Raw genomic sequence first — 19,533 nt, forward strand, 5'->3', positions numbered from 1 at the left:
CACCCGTTTCCGGATGCTTTTAGAGTAATTATAAAAGTTTTTTGGGTTATAGACTTGTGATGATAAATTCACTTCTTCTGTTTAATTGGTGCTCTTCTTCAGAACATTTAACACCATCGGCACATTTGTTAACCAATTCTGTTTCTCCCAAACCTTCAGAAGTTAAACGATCGGCAGCAATACCGTTTTTGATCAACCAATCTCTGGTAGATTTTGCTCTACGGTCAGATAGTTTTTCGTTGTAGGCATGTGAAGCACGGCTGTCAGTGTGTGAACGGATATTGATTTTCATCGTTGGGTTTTGGTTCAATACGTCTAACAATTTAGCTAAATCCACAGCAGCATCCGGACGGATATTCCATTTGTCTAAGTCGAAATAGATGATGTTAATTTTGAAACAATCGGCTAAATCGTCACCAACTTTCACGCGACAAGTTTTAGTTTTAAGTTCAATGTTCAACTCCGTTTTTCCTGATTCAGTACCAATGATTACCGGTACTTCTTTGGTTTCATAATCTTCAAGAGAAGCGTTAACATAGTATTTGGCACCGCATTCTACTTCGGTGAATTCATATTTACCTTCAGCATCAGAAACGGTTTCTTTTACTTTGTTGAATTTTTCATCCATCAACACCAATTTAGTATTGGGTAATACAGCTTTGGTATCTTCATCGGTGATTACTCCATGTAAAATTTGGTCACAGAAAATAGGACGAGTTTCTAAGAATTTATAGATGTCATCACTTCCTTGTCCACCATCTCTGTTAGAACTCAAGAAACCTCTTTTGCTTTTAAAGTCAATGATAAAACCAAAATCGTCTTTAGGACTGTTTCCTTCTTCACCGATGTTTAAAACTTGTTTGAAGTTAAGACTACCGTCTTTAGGGATTCTGGTAACAAATATATCCAAACCACCTAAGCCCGGTTGTCCGTCTGAAGCAAAGTACAATTCATTATCACTGGAGATAAAAGGATAAGTTTCTCTACCTTCAGAGTTGATGGCATCGCCAAGATTTTCTGGTGTTCCTAAACTTCCGTCTTCGTTAATTTTTACTCTGTAAAGGTCAGATTGTCCGCGAGTTCCCGGCATGTCTGAGGCAAAGTACAATGTTTTTTCATCCGGAGATAGGGCAGGATGCGCCGCTTGATAGCTATCACTGTTAAAATTTAAAGGTGTAATATTTATCCATTTACCTTCATCATCTAAATTGGCTTTGTAAATTTTTAGTAAAGTTACTTTGTTAGCATCAAAACCTCTTCCGTCTAAATAGTTATTTCTGGTAAAATAAACCGTTTTTCCGTCTTTGGTAAAAGCCGGCGTGTCTTCGTGGTATTTGGTATTGATTTTTTTACCAAATTTATCTACACCGCTCAAAGAACCGTCTTCGCTTAGAGCTGAACTGTAAAGGTTAGTAAAGTACTGACCGGTCCAAGTGTGAATTCTTTTCGAGAAGTTTCCGGTATCACGAGCCGAAGTAAAAATTACTTTGGTTCCCATGTAAGCCGGTCCGTAATCTGAGTACTTTGAGTTGATTCCGGCATTTTCTATTTTATATCGACCGGAATTCTTTTTGATTTCGGCTAAATAGTCTTTCTTTTTGTTGAACAATTTGGCTCTGGTGTCGTTACCGCTTTTGTCATTGAATTTGGCCATCATGGCATCCGCTTTGGGATAGTCTTTAACGGCTCTCAATGTTTGGGCAAAACGATAGTAAAATTCTGCTTCTTGCTCAGGGTTAGTGGTGTATAGTTCACTATACCATTTGTTTGCTTTTTCTAATTCGGCATTAAAATAGTAAGCGTTACCGATTTTGAGTATCATATCGGGAGATTTATACCCTTTTTCATAGATGCGTTCATAAGTTTTGATGGCATCAATATAAGCGTATTTATCATACTCCTTATTTCCTTTTACCTCTGTTCTTCCACCTTGAGAATATCCGCTCACAGTAGCGAAAGTCAATAGTACTAAATATATAATTTTATTTTTCATGATCGTTGTGTTATTAGAAGAATCTAGGTGATACCAATTTACTAACTTTATTGAACAACTCGAAACGAATAAATACCTCGTGTGAACCGGAGTTATAATTTCTTAATTCAGTTGTTTCCATATCGTAACTATAGCCAATAAAAAGACCATCAGTAACCTGAAAACCGGCCAAGGCACTTACGGCAGCATCCCAACGGTAGGCACCGCCAAGCATCAACTTATCAAAGAATAAGAAATTAGCTGAAGCATCTACTTGTAAAGGTGAACCGGTAACTAATTTAGTCAAGAAAGCGGGTTTGAATTTAACAGAAGGAGAAATGTCAAAGACATAACCTCCAATCGCATAAAAATTCATTCTCTCCTGAAATACCGCTACTTCATTGTCGTTGTATTTTGAATCTTGTAAAAAGTTAGGAACCGAAAGACCAAAGTACAATTTATCAGAATGTAAATAAATACCCGCTCCAAAGTTTGGCGAAAATTCATTGTCAAAATTTTGTAGGTTCGGATCGCCTGCATCGGCAGGATTTAATTGATTCACATCTAAATTAAATATATTACCGCTGGCTTTGATACCAAAAGATAATTTATATTCGTCAGAGGTTTGAATCGTATATGACAAATCTGCTGAAATGGTATTGTCTTTAGTAGGTCCGATTTTGTCACTTACGACAGATACTCCTACGCCTAAATTGCTGTTGTTAATCGGAGTATTGATGGAAAAAGCGTTTGTTGTTGGCGCTCCGTCTAATCCTACCCATTGGGTACGATGTAATCCGAAAATACTCATAACTCCTCTAGATCCTGCATAGGCTGGATTGATATTGATGGTGTTATACATGTATTGGGTATACTGTGCGTCTTGCTGAGCAAAACCGGTATAACACGTTAACATCAAAGCGAAAATTAAAATTTTTGTTCTCATATTTTCTTTATTTATCCTGAGGGTTTTTACACCCTCAGGAGTTAGTAGGTTTATCTGGTTAAGTATAAATATCCGTCTTTTACAACTTTATTACCTTCACTTGTGGTCCACTCAATAATGTAGAAATACGTTCCGGTAGGCAATTCTTCAGATTTACTTACAGTAACTCTTCCTTCAGAGATACCTTCAAATCTTCTGGTATTGTTGTCATAGTTTTTAGTTTCATAAACTAAAATTCCCCAGCGGTTGTAAATTTGAACATTATTTGTCGGATAACAAGTGATGTCTTCAATATTTTCGATGTTAAAATATTGATTGAAAGCATCACCATTTGGTGTAAAGGCATTGTGAATAATAATGTTTTCACAATCACGAACTTCACCGACAGATATTGGTAAATTATATACTGTAGGACAAGTACCGTCATAAACAGTGTAGCTGAATAAGTATACACCCGGTGTTATTCCTAATGGATTAAATGTATTGTTAGCAGCATTAAATCCTCCAACATTATTTACATTCGTCCATGTTCCTCCACCGATAACATTTGCAGGTAATTGATCGGCTAGAGGTATATTTGTGTCAAGATTGTTACTTGTCTCTACCTCAGTAAGATTAACTACTTCAGAAGTTTGATTTACATAAACATACTGAGTGTAAGTTTGCGATAAGTTACCACAAGCATCAGATACAACCCATGTTCTGGTAATGGTATAAGAACCATTATTAACTTCAGATGTGGTTTCAGTATATACAGGTGTACCAACAGCTGAACAATTATCAGTAAACTCTAATGTAGGAGGCGCAGGGATTTCTGTACATTCTACATCAACTTTTGGATCTAATGGCGTAATTAATACCGGTCCAACAGTGTCAGAAACTCCAATAGTTTGAGTTTGTGTGCTAGTGTTTCCACAAGCATCGGTAGCTGTCCATGTTCTGGTAATTTCATAGTTTGAAGGACAGTTACCTTGAATAATTGTTTCTACCATTGCTACCGTTGCAGTTCCACAGTTATCCGTAGCGGTTAATACAGCTGCAGCAGGAATGTTATCACATGAAGCAGTAGTATTAGCTGGTGCCACCTCATTAAATGTTGGAACAACAGTGTCATTTACAGTAATAGTTTGCGATACAGTTGAAGTGTTATCACAAGCATCAGTGAAAGTCCAAGTTCTGGTTACAGTGAACGAGTTAGGACAATCTCCTTGAACAATACTGTCAACACCTTGTGCAGTTATTGAATCTCCACAGTTATCAGTAGCCGTTAGTGAAATAGTTGCAGGTACATCACCGGCACAAGTTACAGTTACGTCAGCTGGTGCTGCAGGAACTACAGGAGCAGTTTCATCTACAACGCTTATGGTTTGTGATACAGAAGATGTATTGCCACAAGCATCAGTGAAAGTCCAAGTTCTAGTTACTGTGAAAGAGTTTGGACAATCTCCTTGAATAGTACTGTCAACACCGTCTACTGTGATGAAATCTCCACAGTTATCAGTCGCCGTAAGCGATATCATTGCAGGAACTTCACCGGCACAAGCTACAGTTACATTAGCCGGAGCTTCAGGAACAACAGGTGCAATAGTATCATTTACCGTGATGGTTTGAGATACAGAAGATGAGTTACCACAAGCATCGGTGAAAGTCCAAGTTCTGGTTACCACGAATGAATTAGGACAATCTCCTTGAACGGTACTGTCAACACCTTGAACGGTAATTTCTTCCGAACAGTTATCAATAGCGGTAAGCGAAATCATTGCAGGAACATCACCGGCACAAGCTACAGTTACGTCAGCAGGTGCTTCAGGAGCTACCGGAGCAATAGTATCAATTACAGTAATAGTTTGAGATACAGAAGATGAGTTACCACAAGCATCGGTGAAAGTCCAAGTTCTGGTTACAGAGAACGAGTTCGGACAGTTACCTTGTGTTACAGTATCAACACCTTGAGCAGTTATCTCACCTGAACAGTTATCAATAGCGGTAAGCGAAATCATTGCAGGAACATCACCCGCACAAGCCACAGTTACGTCAGCAGGTGCTTCAGGAGCTACCGGAGCAATAGTATCACTTACAGTAATAGTTTGAGATACAGAAGATGAGTTACCACAAGCATCAGTGAAAGTCCAAGTTCTGGTTACAGAGAACGAGTTCGGACAGTTACCTTGCGTTACAGTATCAACACCTTGAGCAGTTATTTCACCTGAACAGTTATCAATAGCGGTAAGTGAAATCATTGCAGGAACATCACCGGCACAAGCTACAGTTACGTCAGCAGGTGCTTCAGGAGCTACCGGAGCAATAGTATCACTTACAGTAATAGTTTGAGATACAGAAGATGAGTTACCACAAGCATCGGTGAAAGTCCAAGTTCTGATTACAGAGAACGAGTTCGGACAGTTACCTTGCGTTACAGTATCAACACCTTGAGCAGTTATCTCACCTGAACAGTTATCAATAGCGGTAAGTGAAATCATTGCAGGAACATCATCGGCACAAGCTACAGTTACGTCAGCAGGTGCTTCAGGAGCTACCGGAGCAATAGTATCACTTACAGTAATAGTTTGAGATACAGAAGATGAGTTACCACAAGCATCGGTGAAAGTCCAAGTTCTGGTTACAGAGAACGAGTTCGGACAGTTACCTTGCGTTACAGTATCAACACCTTGAGCAGTTATCTCACCTGAACAGTTATCAATAGCGGTAAGTGAAATCATTGCAGGAACATCATCGGCACAAGCTACAGTTACGTCAGCAGGTGCTTCAGGAGCTACCGGAGCAATAGTATCACTTACAGTAATAGTTTGAGATACAGAAGATGAGTTACCACAAGCATCGGTGAAAGTCCAAGTTCTGGTTACAGAGAACGAGTTCGGACAGTTACCTTGAGTTGTAGTATCAACACCTTGAGCAGTTATTTCACCTGAACAGTTATCAATAGCGGTAAGCGAAATCATTGCAGGAACATCACCGGCACAAGCCACAGTTACGTCAGCAGGTGCTTCAGGAGCTACCGGAGCAATAGTATCACTTACAGTAATAGTTTGAGATACAGAAGATGAGTTACCACAAGCATCGGTGAAAGTCCAAGTTCTGGTTACAGAGAACGAGTTCGGACAGTTACCTTGAGTTGTAGTATCTACACCTTGAACAGTAATTTCATTAGAACAGTTATCAGTTGCAGTTAATGAAACATTAGCCGGTATGTCAGTCGCACAAGCCACAGTTACGTTAGCAGGTGCTTCCGGAGCAACTGGATTTTGAGTATCATTAATAGTAAAGGTAGCTGATGATGAAGCGGTATTTCCACATTCGTCAGTTGCAGTAAATACAACAGTTACAGCAGCTGAACAATCATTAGCAATTTCACTAAAGTTGTTAGACCAAGTTACAGGTGAACATTCATCTGTTGCTGTGGCACCACCATTATTAGTTAACCAAGTGTACAAAGCAAGTTCGTTACCATTTCCATCACACTCAGCAATAATGTTAGAAGCTTGAGTAGTAATAACCGGAGCCGTTACGTCTTGTACATTTATAGTTTGAGAAGCAGTAGAAGAATTTCCACACGCATCAGTAGCCGTCCAAGTTCTGGTTACAGAGTATGAACCTGCACAATTACCATTAGTAGTTACATCAGCGAAAGTCAATTCGAAAGCTGAACCACATTCGTCCGTAGCAGTAGCTTGAGCGAACTCAGGCGCAGCCGGACAAGAGATAGTTGAAGTAGCAGGTAACGCTGCGATAACCGGAGCCGTTACGTCTTGTACATTTATAGTTTGAGAAGCAGTAGAAGAATTTCCACAAGCGTCAGTAGCCGTCCAAGTTCTGGTTACAGAATATGAACCTGCACAATTACCATTAGTAGTTACATCAGCGAAAGTCAATTCGAAAGCTGAACCACATTCGTCAGTAGCAGTAGCTTGAGCGAACTCAGGCGCAGCCGGACAAGAGATAGTTGAAGTTGCAGGTAACGCTGCGATAACCGGAGCCGTTACGTCTTGTACATTTATAGTTTGAGAAGCAGTAGAAGAATTTCCACACGCATCAGTAGCCGTCCAAGTTCTGGTTACAGAGTATGAACCTGCACAATTACCATTAGTAGTTACATCAGCGAAAGTCAATTCGAAAGCTGAACCACATTCGTCATTAGCAGTAGCTTGAGCGAACTCAGGCGCAGCCGGACAAGAGATAGTTGAAGTTGCAGGTAACGCTGCGATAACCGGAGCCGTTACGTCTTGTACATTTATAGTTTGAGAAGCAGTAGAAGAATTTCCACACGCATCAGTAGCCGTCCAAGTTCTGGTTACAGAGTATGAACCTGCACAATTACCATTAGTAGTTACATCAGCGAAAGTCAATTCGAAAGCTGAACCACATTCGTCAGTAGCAGTAGCTTGAGCGAACTCAGGCGCAGCCGGACAAGAGATAGTTGAAGTAGCAGGTAACGCTGCGATAACCGGAGCCGTTACGTCTTGTACATTTATAGTTTGAGAAGCAGTAGAAGAATTTCCACACGCATCAGTAGCCGTCCAAGTTCTGGTTACAGAGTATGAACCTGCACAATTACCATTAGTAGTTACATCAGCGAAAGTCAATTCGAAAGCTGAACCACATTCGTCAGTAGCAGTAGCTTGAGCGAACTCAGGCACAGCCGGACAAGAGATAGTTGAAGTTGCAGGTAACGCTGCGATAACCGGAGCCGTTACGTCTTGTACGTTAATAGTTTGAGAAGCAGTAGAAGAATTTCCACACGCATCAGTAGCCGTCCAAGTTCTGGTTACAGAGTATGAACCTGCACAATTACCATTAGTAGTTACATCAGCGAAAGTCAATTCGAAAGCTGAACCACATTCGTCCGTAGCAGTAGCTTGAGCGAACTCAGGCGCAGCCGGACAAGAGATAGTTGAAGTAGCAGGTAACGCTGCGATAACCGGAGCCGTTACGTCTTGTACGTTAATAGTTTGAGAAGCAGTAGAAGAATTTCCACACGCATCAGTAGCCGTCCAAGTTCTGGTTACAGAATAAGAACCTGCACAATTACCATTAGTAGTTACATCAGCGAAAGTCAATTCGAAAGCTGAACCACATTCGTCCGTAGCAGTAGCTTGAGCGAACTCAGGCGTAGCCGGACAAGAGATAGTTGAAGTAGCAGGTAACGCTGCGATAACCGGAGCTGTTACGTCTTGTACGTTTATAGTTTGAGAAGCAGTAGAAGAATTTCCACAAGCGTCAGTAGCCGTCCAAGTTCTGGTTACAGAGTATGAACCTGCACAATTACCATTAGTAGTTACATCAGCGAAAGTCAATTCGAAAGCTGAACCACATTCGTCAGTAGCAGTAGCTTGAGCGAACTCAGGCGCAGCCGGACAAGAGATAGTTGAAGTAGCAGGTAACGCTGCGATAACCGGAGCCGTTACGTCTTGTACATTTATAGTTTGAGAAGCAGTAGAAGAATTTCCACAAGCGTCAGTAGCCGTCCAAGTTCTGGTTACAGAATAAGAACCTGCACAATTACCATTAGTAGTTACATCAGCGAAAGTCAATTCGAAAGCTGAACCACATTCGTCAGTAGCAGTAGCTTGAGCGAACTCAGGCGCAGCCGGACAAGAGATAGTTGAAGTAGCAGGTAACGCTGCGATAACCGGAGCTGTTACGTCTTGTACGTTAATAGTTTGAGAAGCAGTAGAAGAATTTCCACACGCATCAGTAGCCGTCCAAGTTCTGGTTACAGAGTATGAACCTGCACAATTACCATTAGTAGTTACATCAGCGAAAGTCAATTCGAAAGCTGAACCACATTCGTCCGTAGCAATAGCTTGAGCGAACTCAGGCGCAGCCGGACAAGAGATAGTTGAAGTAGCAGGTAACGCTGCGATAACCGGAGCCGTTACGTCTTGTACGTTAATAGTTTGAGAAGCAGTAGAAGAATTTCCACAAGCGTCAGTAGCCGTCCAAGTTCTGGTTACAGAATAAGAACCTGCACAATTACCATTCGTAGTAGTGTCAACAAAAGTCAAACTAACATCAGTATCACAATTGTCAGTAGCAGTAGCTTGAGCGAACTCAGGCGTAGCCGGACAGTTGATAGTTGAAGTAGCAGGTAATGTTGCAATAACAGGAGCTGTTACATCTTGAACTCTGATTGTTTGAGTTGCTGAAGCAGCGTTACCACATTCGTCAGTTACAGTCCAAGTTCTTGTAATCACTCTGTTGCTTTCACAAATATCTAATGGAGTCAAACAAACACTGTTGAAGTTGATACTTCCATTAACACTAGCTTGTTTTCTTGAGAAAATAAACCAAGTACCATTCATTGGACCTGTTAAATTTTCAAAACTAGAAACATAAGATGTTAATCCAGTGATTGTATTTGGTGATGATAGAGCACCATTTGGTGTAAAGTTTTGCGGTATATCTTGAGTTACAACATTATTGTTGTTCCATTGAGTATATCCTGAGCTATTTGGATAGAAAACAGGTAAATATAATTCCTGATCACTAGGTGTTGGATCATCACAAGCACCACCGGTACAATAAGGTCCAACTAAAACTACAGCACTACCATTTGGCGCTACTAAAGTAAATTCAGCTCTTCCTTTTCCTTGATTGGTTTCGAAAGCCAAAGCCACTTTTTGGATGTCTTTTGCAGTTAGATTATCAAATCCTGTTACATCAAAGTAGAAATAATTACCATTTCCTGCATTAATAGATGCTTCATTATCGTTTCCGAAGCAATCTGAGTCAGTATAAGTTACTGTTGGAGTAGCATCACAAGCATCAGAAATATTAGTCACTGTTCCTGTTGTTCCCGGATTAGTATCAATAGCACAGTTTGCACCTGCGTTGATTGTTACATTGGCTGGAACGGTAAATGTAGGAGCCGTATTATCTTGTACATTAATAGTTTGAGATACTGTAGCAGTATTTCCACAAGCATCGGTAGCCGTCCAAGTTCTGGTTACAGAATAATTACCGGCACAGTTACCATTTGCGGTAGTGTCAGCAAAAGTCAAGGTAACACCTGAACCACAAGCATCTGTTGCAGTAGCCGTAGCAAATGAAGGTGTAGCAGGACACTCTATAGTTGAAGTAGCCGGTAAGGCTGCAAAAACAGGAGCAGAGTTGTCTTGAACAGTAATGGTTTGAGTAGCTGTAGAAGCATTTCCACAAGCATCAGTAGCGGTCCAAGTTCTGGTTACAGAATACGAACCGGCACAAGCACCATTAGTAGTATTGTCAACGAAAGTTAAAGTAGCACCAGAACCACAAGCATCGGTAGCAGTTGCTTGAGCGAACTCAGGCGTTGCCGGACAAGAGATAGTTGAAGCCGCAGGTAAAGCTGCGATAACCGGAGCAGTTGTATCAGTTACATTAATGGTTTGAGTTGCAGTAGAAGAGTTTCCACAAGCATCAGTAGCGGTCCAAGTTCTGGTTACAGAATACGAACCGGCACAAGCACCATTAGTAGTATTGTCAACGAAAGTTAAAGTAGCACCAGAACCACAAGCATCGGTAGCAGTTGCTTGAGCGAACTCAGGCGTTGCCGGACAAGAGATGGTTGAAGGCGCAGGTAAAGCTGCGATAACCGGAGCAGTTGTATCAGTTACATTAATGGTTTGAGTTGCAGTAGAAGAGTTTCCACAAGCATCAGTAGCGGTCCAAGTTCTGGTTACAGAATACGAACCGGCACAAGCACCATTAGTAGTATTGTCAACGAAAGTTAAAGTAGCACCAGAACCACAAGCATCGGTAGCAGTTGCTTGAGCGAACTCAGGCGTTGCCGGACAAGAGATGGTTGAAGGCGCAGGTAAAGCTGCGATAACCGGAGCAGTTGTATCAGTTACATTAATGGTTTGAGTTGCAGTAGAAGAGTTTCCACAAGCATCAGTAGCGGTCCAAGTTCTGGTTACAGAATACGAACCGGCACAAGCACCATTAGTAGTATTGTCAACGAAAGTTAAAGTAGCACCAGAACCACAAGCATCGGTAGCAGTTGCTTGAGCGAACTCAGGCGTTGCCGGACAAGAGATGGTTGAAGGCGCAGGTAAAGCTGCGATAACCGGAGCAGTTGTATCAGTTACATTAATGGTTTGAGTTGCAGTAGAAGAGTTTCCACAAGCATCAGTAGCGGTCCAAGTTCTGGTTACAGAATACGAACCGGCACAAGCACCATTAGTAGTATTGTCAACGAAAGTTAAAGTAGCACCAGAACCACAAGCATCGGTAGCAGTTGCTTGAGCGAACTCAGGCGTTGCCGGACAAGAGATGGTTGAAGGCGCAGGTAAAGCTGCGATAACCGGAGCAGTTGTATCAGTTACATTAATGGTTTGAGTTGCAGTAGAAGAGTTTCCACAAGCATCAGTAGCGGTCCAAGTTCTGGTTACAGAATACGAACCGGCACAAGCACCATTAGTAGTATTGTCAACGAAAGTTAAAGTAGCACCAGAACCACAAGCATCGGTAGCAGTTGCTTGAGCGAACTCAGGCGTTGCCGGACAAGAGATGGTTGAAGGCGCAGGTAAAGCTGCGATAACCGGAGCAGTTGTATCAGTTACATTAATGGTTTGAGTTGCAGTAGAAGAGTTTCCACAAGCATCAGTAGCGGTCCAAGTTCTGGTTACAGAATACGAACCGGCACAAGCACCATTAGTAGTATTGTCAACGAAAGTTAAAGTAGCACCAGAACCACAAGCATCGGTAGCAGTTGCTTGAGCGAACTCAGGCGTTGCCGGACAAGAGATGGTTGAAGGCGCAGGTAAAGCTGCGATAACCGGAGCAGTTGTATCAGTTACATTAATGGTTTGAGTTGCAGTAGAAGAGTTTCCACAAGCATCAGTAGCGGTCCAAGTTCTGGTTACAGAATACGAACCGGCACAAGCACCATTAGTAGTATTGTCAACGAAAGTTAAAGTAGCACCAGAACCACAAGCATCGGTAGCAGTTGCTTGAGCGAACTCAGGCGTTGCCGGACAAGAGATAGTTGAAGGCGCAGGTAAAGCTGCGATAACCGGAGCAGTTGTATCAGTTACATTAATGGTTTGAGTTGCAGTAGAAGAGTTTCCACAAGCATCAGTAGCGGTCCAAGTTCTGGTTACAGAATACGAACCGGCACAAGCACCATTAGTAGTATTGTCAACGAAAGTTAAAGTAGCACCAGAACCACAAGCATCAGTAGCAGTTGCTTGAGCGAACTCAGGCGTTGCCGGACAAGAGATAGTTGAAGGCGCAGGTAAAGCTGCGATAACCGGAGCAGTTGTATCAGTTACATTAATGGTTTGGGTTGCAGTAGAAGAGTTTCCACAAGCATCAGTAGCGGTCCAAGTTCTGGTTACAGAATACGAACCGGCACAAGCACCATTAGTGGTTACATCATTGAAAACAAGAGTAACTTGACCACCACAATTATCAGTTGCAGTTGCTTGAGTAAACAAAGGTGCTGCCGGACAAGAAACAGATGAAACAGCAGGTAAAGCTGCGATAACCGGAGCAGTTGTGTCCTGAATTGTAATGGTTTGAACAGCAGTTCCTACATTATTACAAGAATCAGTAACTCTGAAAGTTCTGGTTACTATAGTTGGACAAGTACCACTTTGGGTATCTTGATAAGTTATACTTGAAATAGCAGAAGCATCTGTAAAAGATCCGCCTGCTTGATTGAATTGAGCAATAGTAATAGTAGTTTGCGAACTAGAATAAGCAAGTAAACCGGCAGTTGCTACTGAACTTGTTCCGCAACCTTGTATAGTTGTATTAGCCGGAGCATTAACTACCGGATTAGTAGCATCTCCACCACTGATAGTTACCGGTAATATTTTTTGACAACCATTAGCATCAGTTACTGTTACGGTATATGTTCCGGCAGCTAAACCACTCAAGTCTTGAGAAGTTGAACCGTTTGACCAAGAATAAGTATATCCCGGTGTACCACCAGAAACACTTAAGTCGATTGAACCGGTGCCACCACCACCACAACTTACATTGACATGAGTTTCACTCAACATTAATTCAGTTGGACTAACAATAGGTAAAGTGTAAGTGTTAGTTAATCCTTGTGAATCAGTTACTGTCAGTTTAGCAGTGTTATTTGCCGTAGTGTAAGTGTGCGTCGGATTGACAACAGTAGAATCAGTTGTTCCATTATTATCAAAATCCCAAGCAAACGTATACGGAGCAATACCACCATTGGTTGTTGAAGTAAAATATACAGTTGTATTATTTCCTACTTTACAAGCTTTATAAGTAAATTGTACTGCCAAAGGTTTTGAGATTACAGTCAAACCCGGCATCTCACATTGAGCAGAATTATAAGTACTGCAGCTGTAAGAAGATAATTGAGTTGAACTTCCACCGGTTCTCCATACCACAAGGATTCTGTCTAAGACGAGTTCTTGCCCACAAGTCCAGTTGAATGGTCCGTAAATTTGTCTTTGCCCGGCGCCCGGCGCAATACTTCCTAAGTAAGCATTAATACCTGTAACGTTTCCATCAATGGATAAATCCGCAAATAACCTACAGTTGTTAGGCGTATTGCTGGCGTTAGAGGTATAGTTTAGCATTACATATACTTGTTGGGTTACCCCAATAGTACAAGTCGTATTACTTAACGGCTGTCCGTTAACATTGGTCAGACTCAAGAAAACATTGTCTAACTCAAAATTATTGGAATCACAATTGAACACATCCAAGTAGTAGTTGGGTGAGTTACCACACAACCTCAAATCAGGGAAATTTGATGTGAATTGTGAATACGAATTACTAACGCACATGAAGAGTGTCAGTAATAATAATGTAATTTTTGATTTCATACAATTAAATTTAGTAGAATAAATTATTGAAAAATTTGCATTTCGGGCTTGAAGTAAGAGTGTAGGCATATTGAGGATTATAATATCTTGGGTTATACTATTGCTTGCTAAATTATATACAATGCACCAACAGACTCAATTTTCTCTACAAACAACTTGAAAACTCGATTAAATGACACTTTTCTTTCATTTTTTTCGATAAACATTCGATGTTACTTGCTTTTTTTGATTAATTTTTGACATAAGATTTAGGGTTTTTGGGTTTATATTTTTAATTAATTCACTATTTAACAATTCGAAAGTAGGAGGTTTTTTTTAATCCACCAAAAAAAACATCGACAAAATGCATAAAATAATAGATAAAGTGCAATTATTAACATATTTAGAAAGTAAAAGATTACAATTATAATTAACAACAGATTGTTTATAATTAATTTTCAGAATTAACATTTATTTATAAAATGATAATAAATATTTTATAGGTCTAAATAGTCGATAATGAGATAATTATTCGTTGTATTCAATTTGTTTTTAAAAACACTCAAAATAAAAGTTTGCCATAAACATTAAAAACTTAAATTTATACATTCAAATGTTTATCAGTAATCAATCATGAAACAATTAATATTGGTCAGACATGCAAAATCCAGTTGGGATGCGCCTCTTCATGATTTTGACAGGCCTTTAACCGGACGTGGAATACAAGATGCTCATTTGGTATCTTCTCATATTGCTGATCAAATTCCTAAGACGTTTTTGGTTTGGAGTAGTTCAGCCAAAAGAGCTGCAGAAACGGCTATGATTTTTGCCCAAAATTTATCATTCCCAATTGAAAGCATTGTTTTTAAAGACGATTTGTACACTTTTGATGAAAGAAAATTGGAGCAGGTGATTAAATCTTGCTCCGAGGATTGCGATCATTTAATTGTTTTCGGACATAACGAGGCTATTACAAATTTTGTCAATAAATTTGGAAATGTTATGATTGATAATGTGTCTACATCCGGTTTTGTTAACCTTTTTTTGGATAGTTCGAGTTGGATTAACATTCAAAGAGGCACAACCCAAAAAGTTATTTTCCCCAGAGATTTAAAATAATTATGAGTACAGAAACAAGTTTTCGATACATAGATAGAGAAAAAAGTTGGCTAGCATTCAATGCCAGAGTTTTACAAGAAGCAGCTGATGAATCAGTTCCTTTACTAGAAAGACTAAGATTTATAGGTATTTTTTCTAATAATTTAGACGAATTTTTTCGCGTCAGATTTGCCGCCGTTCGTCGTTTAAGTTTGTCCGGAGTTTCCGGTGAAAAAATATTAGGCGGTATTTCGGCACAAAAGTTGGTTAAAGAAATCACCGAAATTGTAATCAAACAACAAGCGGAAAGCCTTCGTGTCCTTCACAGTATAGAAAAAGAATTGGTCAAACAAAATATCATTATTATTGATGAAACCGAAGTCTCCGGTGAGCATGAAAACTTTGTCAAAGATTTTTTTATCCAAAAAGTAAGCCCTGAATTGGTTACCATTATCTTAAATGATTTAGCCGAATTCCCTTTGTTAAAAGATACTTCCGGTTATTTGGCCATAAAATTGGTAATGAAAACAGAACTCAAAGCCAAAATGTTAGGACTAGTCAAGCCCAAGCCCGAAATAAGATATGCCATCATAGAAATTCCAAAGAATACCAATAGAATAGTTGAACTTCCCGTGAAAGACGGTAAGCAATATTTGATGCTTTTGGATGATGTTATTCGCTATAATTTGAGTAGTATCTTCAATATTTTTGACTACGAAAGTATCTCAGCGCACATGATTAAAATTACCCGTGACGCGCAGTTGGACATTGATAGTGACATGAGTAAAAGTATGCTCGAAAAGATTGCTTCTTCTGTAAAAGATCGAAGAATTGGCGAACCGGTGCGTTTTGTCTACGACCAATCTATTGAAAAAGATACGCTGAATTTCTTCCTTAACAAACTCGAAATTGAAAAATCAGACGGAATCATACCCGGTGGCAGATACCACAATCGCCGTGATTATATGAATTTTCCAAACCTCGGTAGATTTGATTTGTTATACCAACCCAAAGCACCGCTTCCTGTTGATGGACTGTCACTTGAAGGTAGTATTTTGAATAGAATTGCCCAAAAAGACTATCTTATTAATGCACCCTTTCAGTCATTTTCCTACTTGATTAAATTCTTAAGAGAAGCCGCTTTAGATCCCAAAGTGACCACCATAAAAATCACTTTATACCGCTTGGCTAAAAACTCGCAAATCATCAGTTCATTAATCAATGCCGCTAAAAACGGAAAGAAAGTTACGGTTCAAATTGAACTCCAAGCCCGATTCGATGAAGCCAGCAATATCTCTTATGCCGAACAAATGCAACAAGAAGGCATCGAGTTGATTTTTGGAATCAAAGGCTTAAAAGTACACAGCAAAATTTGTGTCATTGATAGAGTAGAAGAAGGAAAAGTAAAACGATACGGCTTTATTTCAACCGGAAATTTCAACGAAACGACGGCCAAAATTTATACCGATTTGACGTTGTTTACCAGTCACCAACAAATCCTGAAAGACGTGGCTAAAATCTTTGATTTCTTTGATGTTAATTATCGAATTCACCGTTACAAACACTTAATCGTATCGCCACATTACACGCGTTCTAAGTTTTACAAACTGATTGACCGTGAGATTAATAACGCCATTGCCGGTCGACCTGCTTACATTAATTTAAAAATGAACAGCCTTTCGGATTACCCGATTATTGACAAACTATACGAAGCCAGCAATGCCGGTGTGAAAATCAAATTGCAGGTTCGCGGTATTTGTTCGTTGATTCCCGGGGTAAAAGGCATGAGTGAAAATATTGAAGCGATTAGTATAGTAGATTATCTTTTGGAACACACGCGCTCCTATATTTTCTGCAATGATGACAATCCGGAAGTATTTATTTCTTCCGCCGATTTTATGACGAGAAACTTAGACGGTCGAGTAGAAGTGACTTGCCCGATTTACGATGAAGACATCAAAAAACAAATTATTGACACCTTTAATGTAGGCTGGAAAGGCAACGTGAAAGCCCGATTCCATTCTGAGAAATTTGAAAACAAATACAGAGTCAGAAAAGAAGGAGAAGCCATTTTCCGTGCCCAATTTGAAACCTATAATTATTATCGTGACCGATTAGATTTTTGTGAATTAAATTCAATAAAGCCCAGTAAAAAGTAGTACCAAGAATGATATCCATTAAAAAATATGCCGCAATTGATATTGGTTCCAATGCCATGCGATTGCTCATTACCAATATTGTAGAACAAAAAGACAAAGAAACCCAATTCAATAAAAGTGCCTTGATTCGGGTGCCAATTCGTCTCGGGCAAGATGCTTTCACCGTAGGCGAAATCTCAGAGGAAAATATAGATCGAATGGTAGATGCCATGAAGGCTTTTAAACTCTTGATGAAAGTTTACAAAGTGGAAAAATACAAAGCTTGTGCCACATCGGCCATGCGTGAAGCCTATAATGGAAAAGAAGTTGCCAATACCATTCGTGAAAAATGCGATATCGATATTGACATCATCGACGGTAAAATCGAAGCTACCATTATCGCTTCTTCTGATTTACACAGTTTCCTGAAAACAGACCAAACTTATTTATATGTAGATGTTGGCGGCGGAAGCACCGAATTCTCTCTTTTCAGTGACGGAAAAATGATCGTTTCTAAATCTTTTAAAATCGGAACCGTTCGTTTGTTAAATAATATGGTAAGCGACATCGTTTGGGAAGAAATAGAAAAATGGATTAAAACAAATACTGCCGAATACGAAAATGTTATTCTAATTGGTTCCGGTGGCAACATCAATAAGTTGTTCAAATTGTCAGGCAAGATGCAAGACAAACCGCTGTCTTATTTATACCTGAATTCTCAGTACCAATATTTAAACTCATTGACCTACGAGCAAAGAATCGCCGAGTTAGCTTTAAACACCGACCGTGCCGACGTAATTATTCCGGCAACACGTGTGTATTTGAATGCTATGAAATGGAGCGGAGCGCGTCAATTGTTTGTACCGAAAATTGGTTTGGCCGACGGCATTGTAAAAGCAATGTATCAGGAAACGATTTAACTATGAGAATCTTACTTGTTAGTATTTTATTGTTCTCTACATTTGCTTTTTCTCAGCAAAAGATTCCTAATTTAACTTCTATAACGCTATACAAGACTTACAACGAATCGGATGATGGTCCTTGTAATGCTTTTAAAGATGAACAATTTGCTCAAATTATGTCAAGGACTATTAAAGACTGTGATGATTTGGTTATGGAATTAATTAATTTAAAACATAGCCAAAAATCTTCCAAAAGAATTGGAGTTCCTTGTAGTAAAGGTTGTATTGGTTGTTCAGATATAGAGAATATGATAGTCTATCAATACAATAAACTTATTGATACAATTTATTATATCAATAATGATTATGAAAAAATTATTATTGATTCATATCAGCAAAATGCTTACACTGATGATGAAAGCAAATTACTTGATATTCTTTTTAAGAGTGAAGAATTTAAGGTTTTTTATCAGACTGATATTAATAAACTTTTTAATCAAATTTATTTTAACTCAAAAAAAGACTCAATAGCTGTTGAAAGTATTAAAATCAAGAATGTTCCAATATATGGCTTGCATAGAGAGGAAGTTGAAAAGCTAATAGGAGGTTTTGATGGTATATATACTGAGGAAGAAAAATTCAATCATTGGAGTAAGAACATAAAATGTACATTGTTTGGATTTAACTCAGGAAATGAGTTTTATTTTAATGATAATGATCCAATTAATTGTTTTTCTGTAGAGTTTTTGCAAATGGATGAAGATGAAATTAAAGATTTGGAATTATATGATGTAGTTGGATTATTTGTGGGAGATGACGAAATAAAATTTAATGAAAAGTTTCCAAGTATGGACAAAATACTATCTGTTCAAAAAGAGTATTTTAAAGAAAAAAACGGAGATTATTCAATTACAGTTATGATTGCAAATCATAAAGGAAGAATAGATTATGTTCTAAATAATTCAAAAATTAAACAGATTGTAGTAAATTTTCGTTACCCAACTAACTAAACATCCAAATCAAACATCTTTTTCAACAACTCTAAATTCGGGTTGATTTCTACCAAACGATTGTATTTGTCTTGGTTGGTAAAAGCCCTTTTTACCACTAAAGTTTCGTTGACTTTCACATTAATAGTAATGTCATGGTTATGCAGTTTACCCCGCAAATAACCTAAAAGTTCCGGTTTTTCTTTTTCAAAATCTATTTTCGAACTCTCATTCGGCAACTCGTGAATGATAGTGGTTCCGTCCAATATCGGATCATTGATGGTCAAAAGTGAAGCCACAATGCGATACCCTTTATCTTCCATGCGCTGTGCATATTTCAACCATTGCTCGAGCATTTCGGTTTCTGTAAATGGTTCGCTAGGCAAATGCACCGTGTCTTTCACCACCGATTTTTGCGCTTCAGCCATTTCTTTCTTCGCACGAATACTGGCAAGGGATAAGGCGGAAACTTTGGTTGTAGGTTGAGAATTCCGGGTTGTAGGTTCTACGTTCTCGGTTGTCGGTTGTTGGTTGTCGGTTGTCGGTTGTTGGTTGTCAGTTGTCGGTTGAACTACAACTTCTTCTGTATGCTGCGTTGTGCTTTCTGCTTTCTCAATTATTTTAGTAGTCTCCACACTTCGTACTTCCAACTTCGTACTTTGCACTTCGGCTATAGAATAATCATTCTTGCGATAATA

8 protein-coding genes are annotated in these 19,533 nt (G+C 39.3%); 4 read left to right on the forward strand and 4 right to left on the reverse strand.

All coding sequences use genetic code 11. The features are described 5' to 3' along the window. Positions 1 to 46: 46 nt before the first annotated feature. Genes P7V56_RS07760 through P7V56_RS07770 form a run of 3 tightly spaced genes read right to left on the reverse strand, consistent with a single transcriptional unit; the run spans position 47 to position 13,729 of the window. Complete coding sequence (locus P7V56_RS07760; protein WP_171222577.1) at positions 47 to 1,993, reverse strand: OmpA family protein; 1,947 nt, start codon at positions 1,991 to 1,993, stop codon at positions 47 to 49. A gap of 13 nt (positions 1,994 to 2,006) precedes the next feature. After that, positions 2,007 to 2,918 (reverse strand): PorP/SprF family type IX secretion system membrane protein, encoded by a 912-nt coding sequence (locus P7V56_RS07765; protein ID WP_171222578.1) that lies wholly within the window; start codon positions 2,916 to 2,918, stop codon positions 2,007 to 2,009. A gap of 50 nt (positions 2,919 to 2,968) precedes the next feature. After that, on the reverse strand, positions 2,969 to 13,729 hold the full coding sequence (locus P7V56_RS07770; RefSeq protein ID WP_304986209.1) for an HYR-like domain-containing protein: 10,761 nt from the start codon (positions 13,727 to 13,729) through the stop codon (positions 2,969 to 2,971). Between the two features lie 612 nt (positions 13,730 to 14,341). On the opposite strand from P7V56_RS07770, the gene P7V56_RS07775 reads away from it, so the two are divergent. From P7V56_RS07775 to P7V56_RS07790, 4 genes are read left to right on the forward strand one after another with little or no spacing between them, the layout of a single operon-like run. Next, positions 14,342 to 14,827 carry a SixA phosphatase family protein gene (locus P7V56_RS07775; protein ID WP_171223198.1) on the forward strand — a complete coding sequence of 162 codons (486 nt, stop codon included), beginning with the start codon at positions 14,342 to 14,344 and terminating at the stop codon, positions 14,825 to 14,827. Between the two features lie 2 nt (positions 14,828 to 14,829). Next, the gene (gene ppk1, locus P7V56_RS07780) at positions 14,830 to 16,965 is read left to right on the forward strand and encodes a polyphosphate kinase 1 (RefSeq protein ID WP_171223197.1); all 2,136 of its coding nucleotides are present in this window, start codon (positions 14,830 to 14,832) and stop codon (positions 16,963 to 16,965) included. Between the two features lie 8 nt (positions 16,966 to 16,973). Then, positions 16,974 to 17,864 (forward strand): Ppx/GppA phosphatase family protein, encoded by an 891-nt coding sequence (locus P7V56_RS07785; protein ID WP_171223196.1) that lies wholly within the window; start codon positions 16,974 to 16,976, stop codon positions 17,862 to 17,864. Between the two features lie 2 nt (positions 17,865 to 17,866). After that, positions 17,867 to 18,856: a hypothetical protein gene (locus P7V56_RS07790; RefSeq protein WP_171223195.1), complete on the forward strand. Its 990-nt coding sequence runs from the start codon at positions 17,867 to 17,869 to the stop codon at positions 18,854 to 18,856. On the opposite strand, the gene P7V56_RS07795 is transcribed toward P7V56_RS07790, so the two are convergent. Then, positions 18,853 to 19,485, reverse strand: coding sequence for a DUF8439 domain-containing protein (locus P7V56_RS07795; protein WP_240976701.1), 633 nt, complete (start codon positions 19,483 to 19,485; stop codon positions 18,853 to 18,855). The two genes, P7V56_RS07790 and P7V56_RS07795, sit on opposite strands and share 4 nt — an antisense overlap. Positions 19,486 to 19,533: the final 48 nt, after the last annotated feature.

It is taken from the genome of Flavobacterium sp. IMCC34852 (assembly GCF_030643905.1).
Classification (GTDB): domain Bacteria; phylum Bacteroidota; class Bacteroidia; order Flavobacteriales; family Flavobacteriaceae; genus Flavobacterium; species Flavobacterium rivulicola.

What these genes read in the sequence shown, in the direction of transcription:
- P7V56_RS07765 (WP_171222578.1), bottom strand. Translation starts at nt 2,918, where the DNA reads ATGAGAACAAAAATTTTAATTTTCGCTTTGATGTTAACGTGTTATACC.
- P7V56_RS07770 (WP_304986209.1), bottom strand. Translation starts at nt 13,729, where the DNA reads ATGAAATCAAAAATTACATTATTATTACTGACACTCTTCATGTGCGTT.
- ppk1 (WP_171223197.1), top strand. Translation starts at nt 14,830, where the DNA reads ATGAGTACAGAAACAAGTTTTCGATACATAGATAGAGAAAAAAGTTGG.
- P7V56_RS07785 (WP_171223196.1), top strand. Translation starts at nt 16,974, where the DNA reads ATGATATCCATTAAAAAATATGCCGCAATTGATATTGGTTCCAATGCC.
- P7V56_RS07775 (WP_171223198.1), top strand. Translation starts at nt 14,342, where the DNA reads ATGAAACAATTAATATTGGTCAGACATGCAAAATCCAGTTGGGATGCG.
- P7V56_RS07760 (WP_171222577.1), bottom strand. Translation starts at nt 1,993, where the DNA reads ATGAAAAATAAAATTATATATTTAGTACTATTGACTTTCGCTACTGTG.
- P7V56_RS07790 (WP_171223195.1), top strand. Translation starts at nt 17,867, where the DNA reads ATGAGAATCTTACTTGTTAGTATTTTATTGTTCTCTACATTTGCTTTT.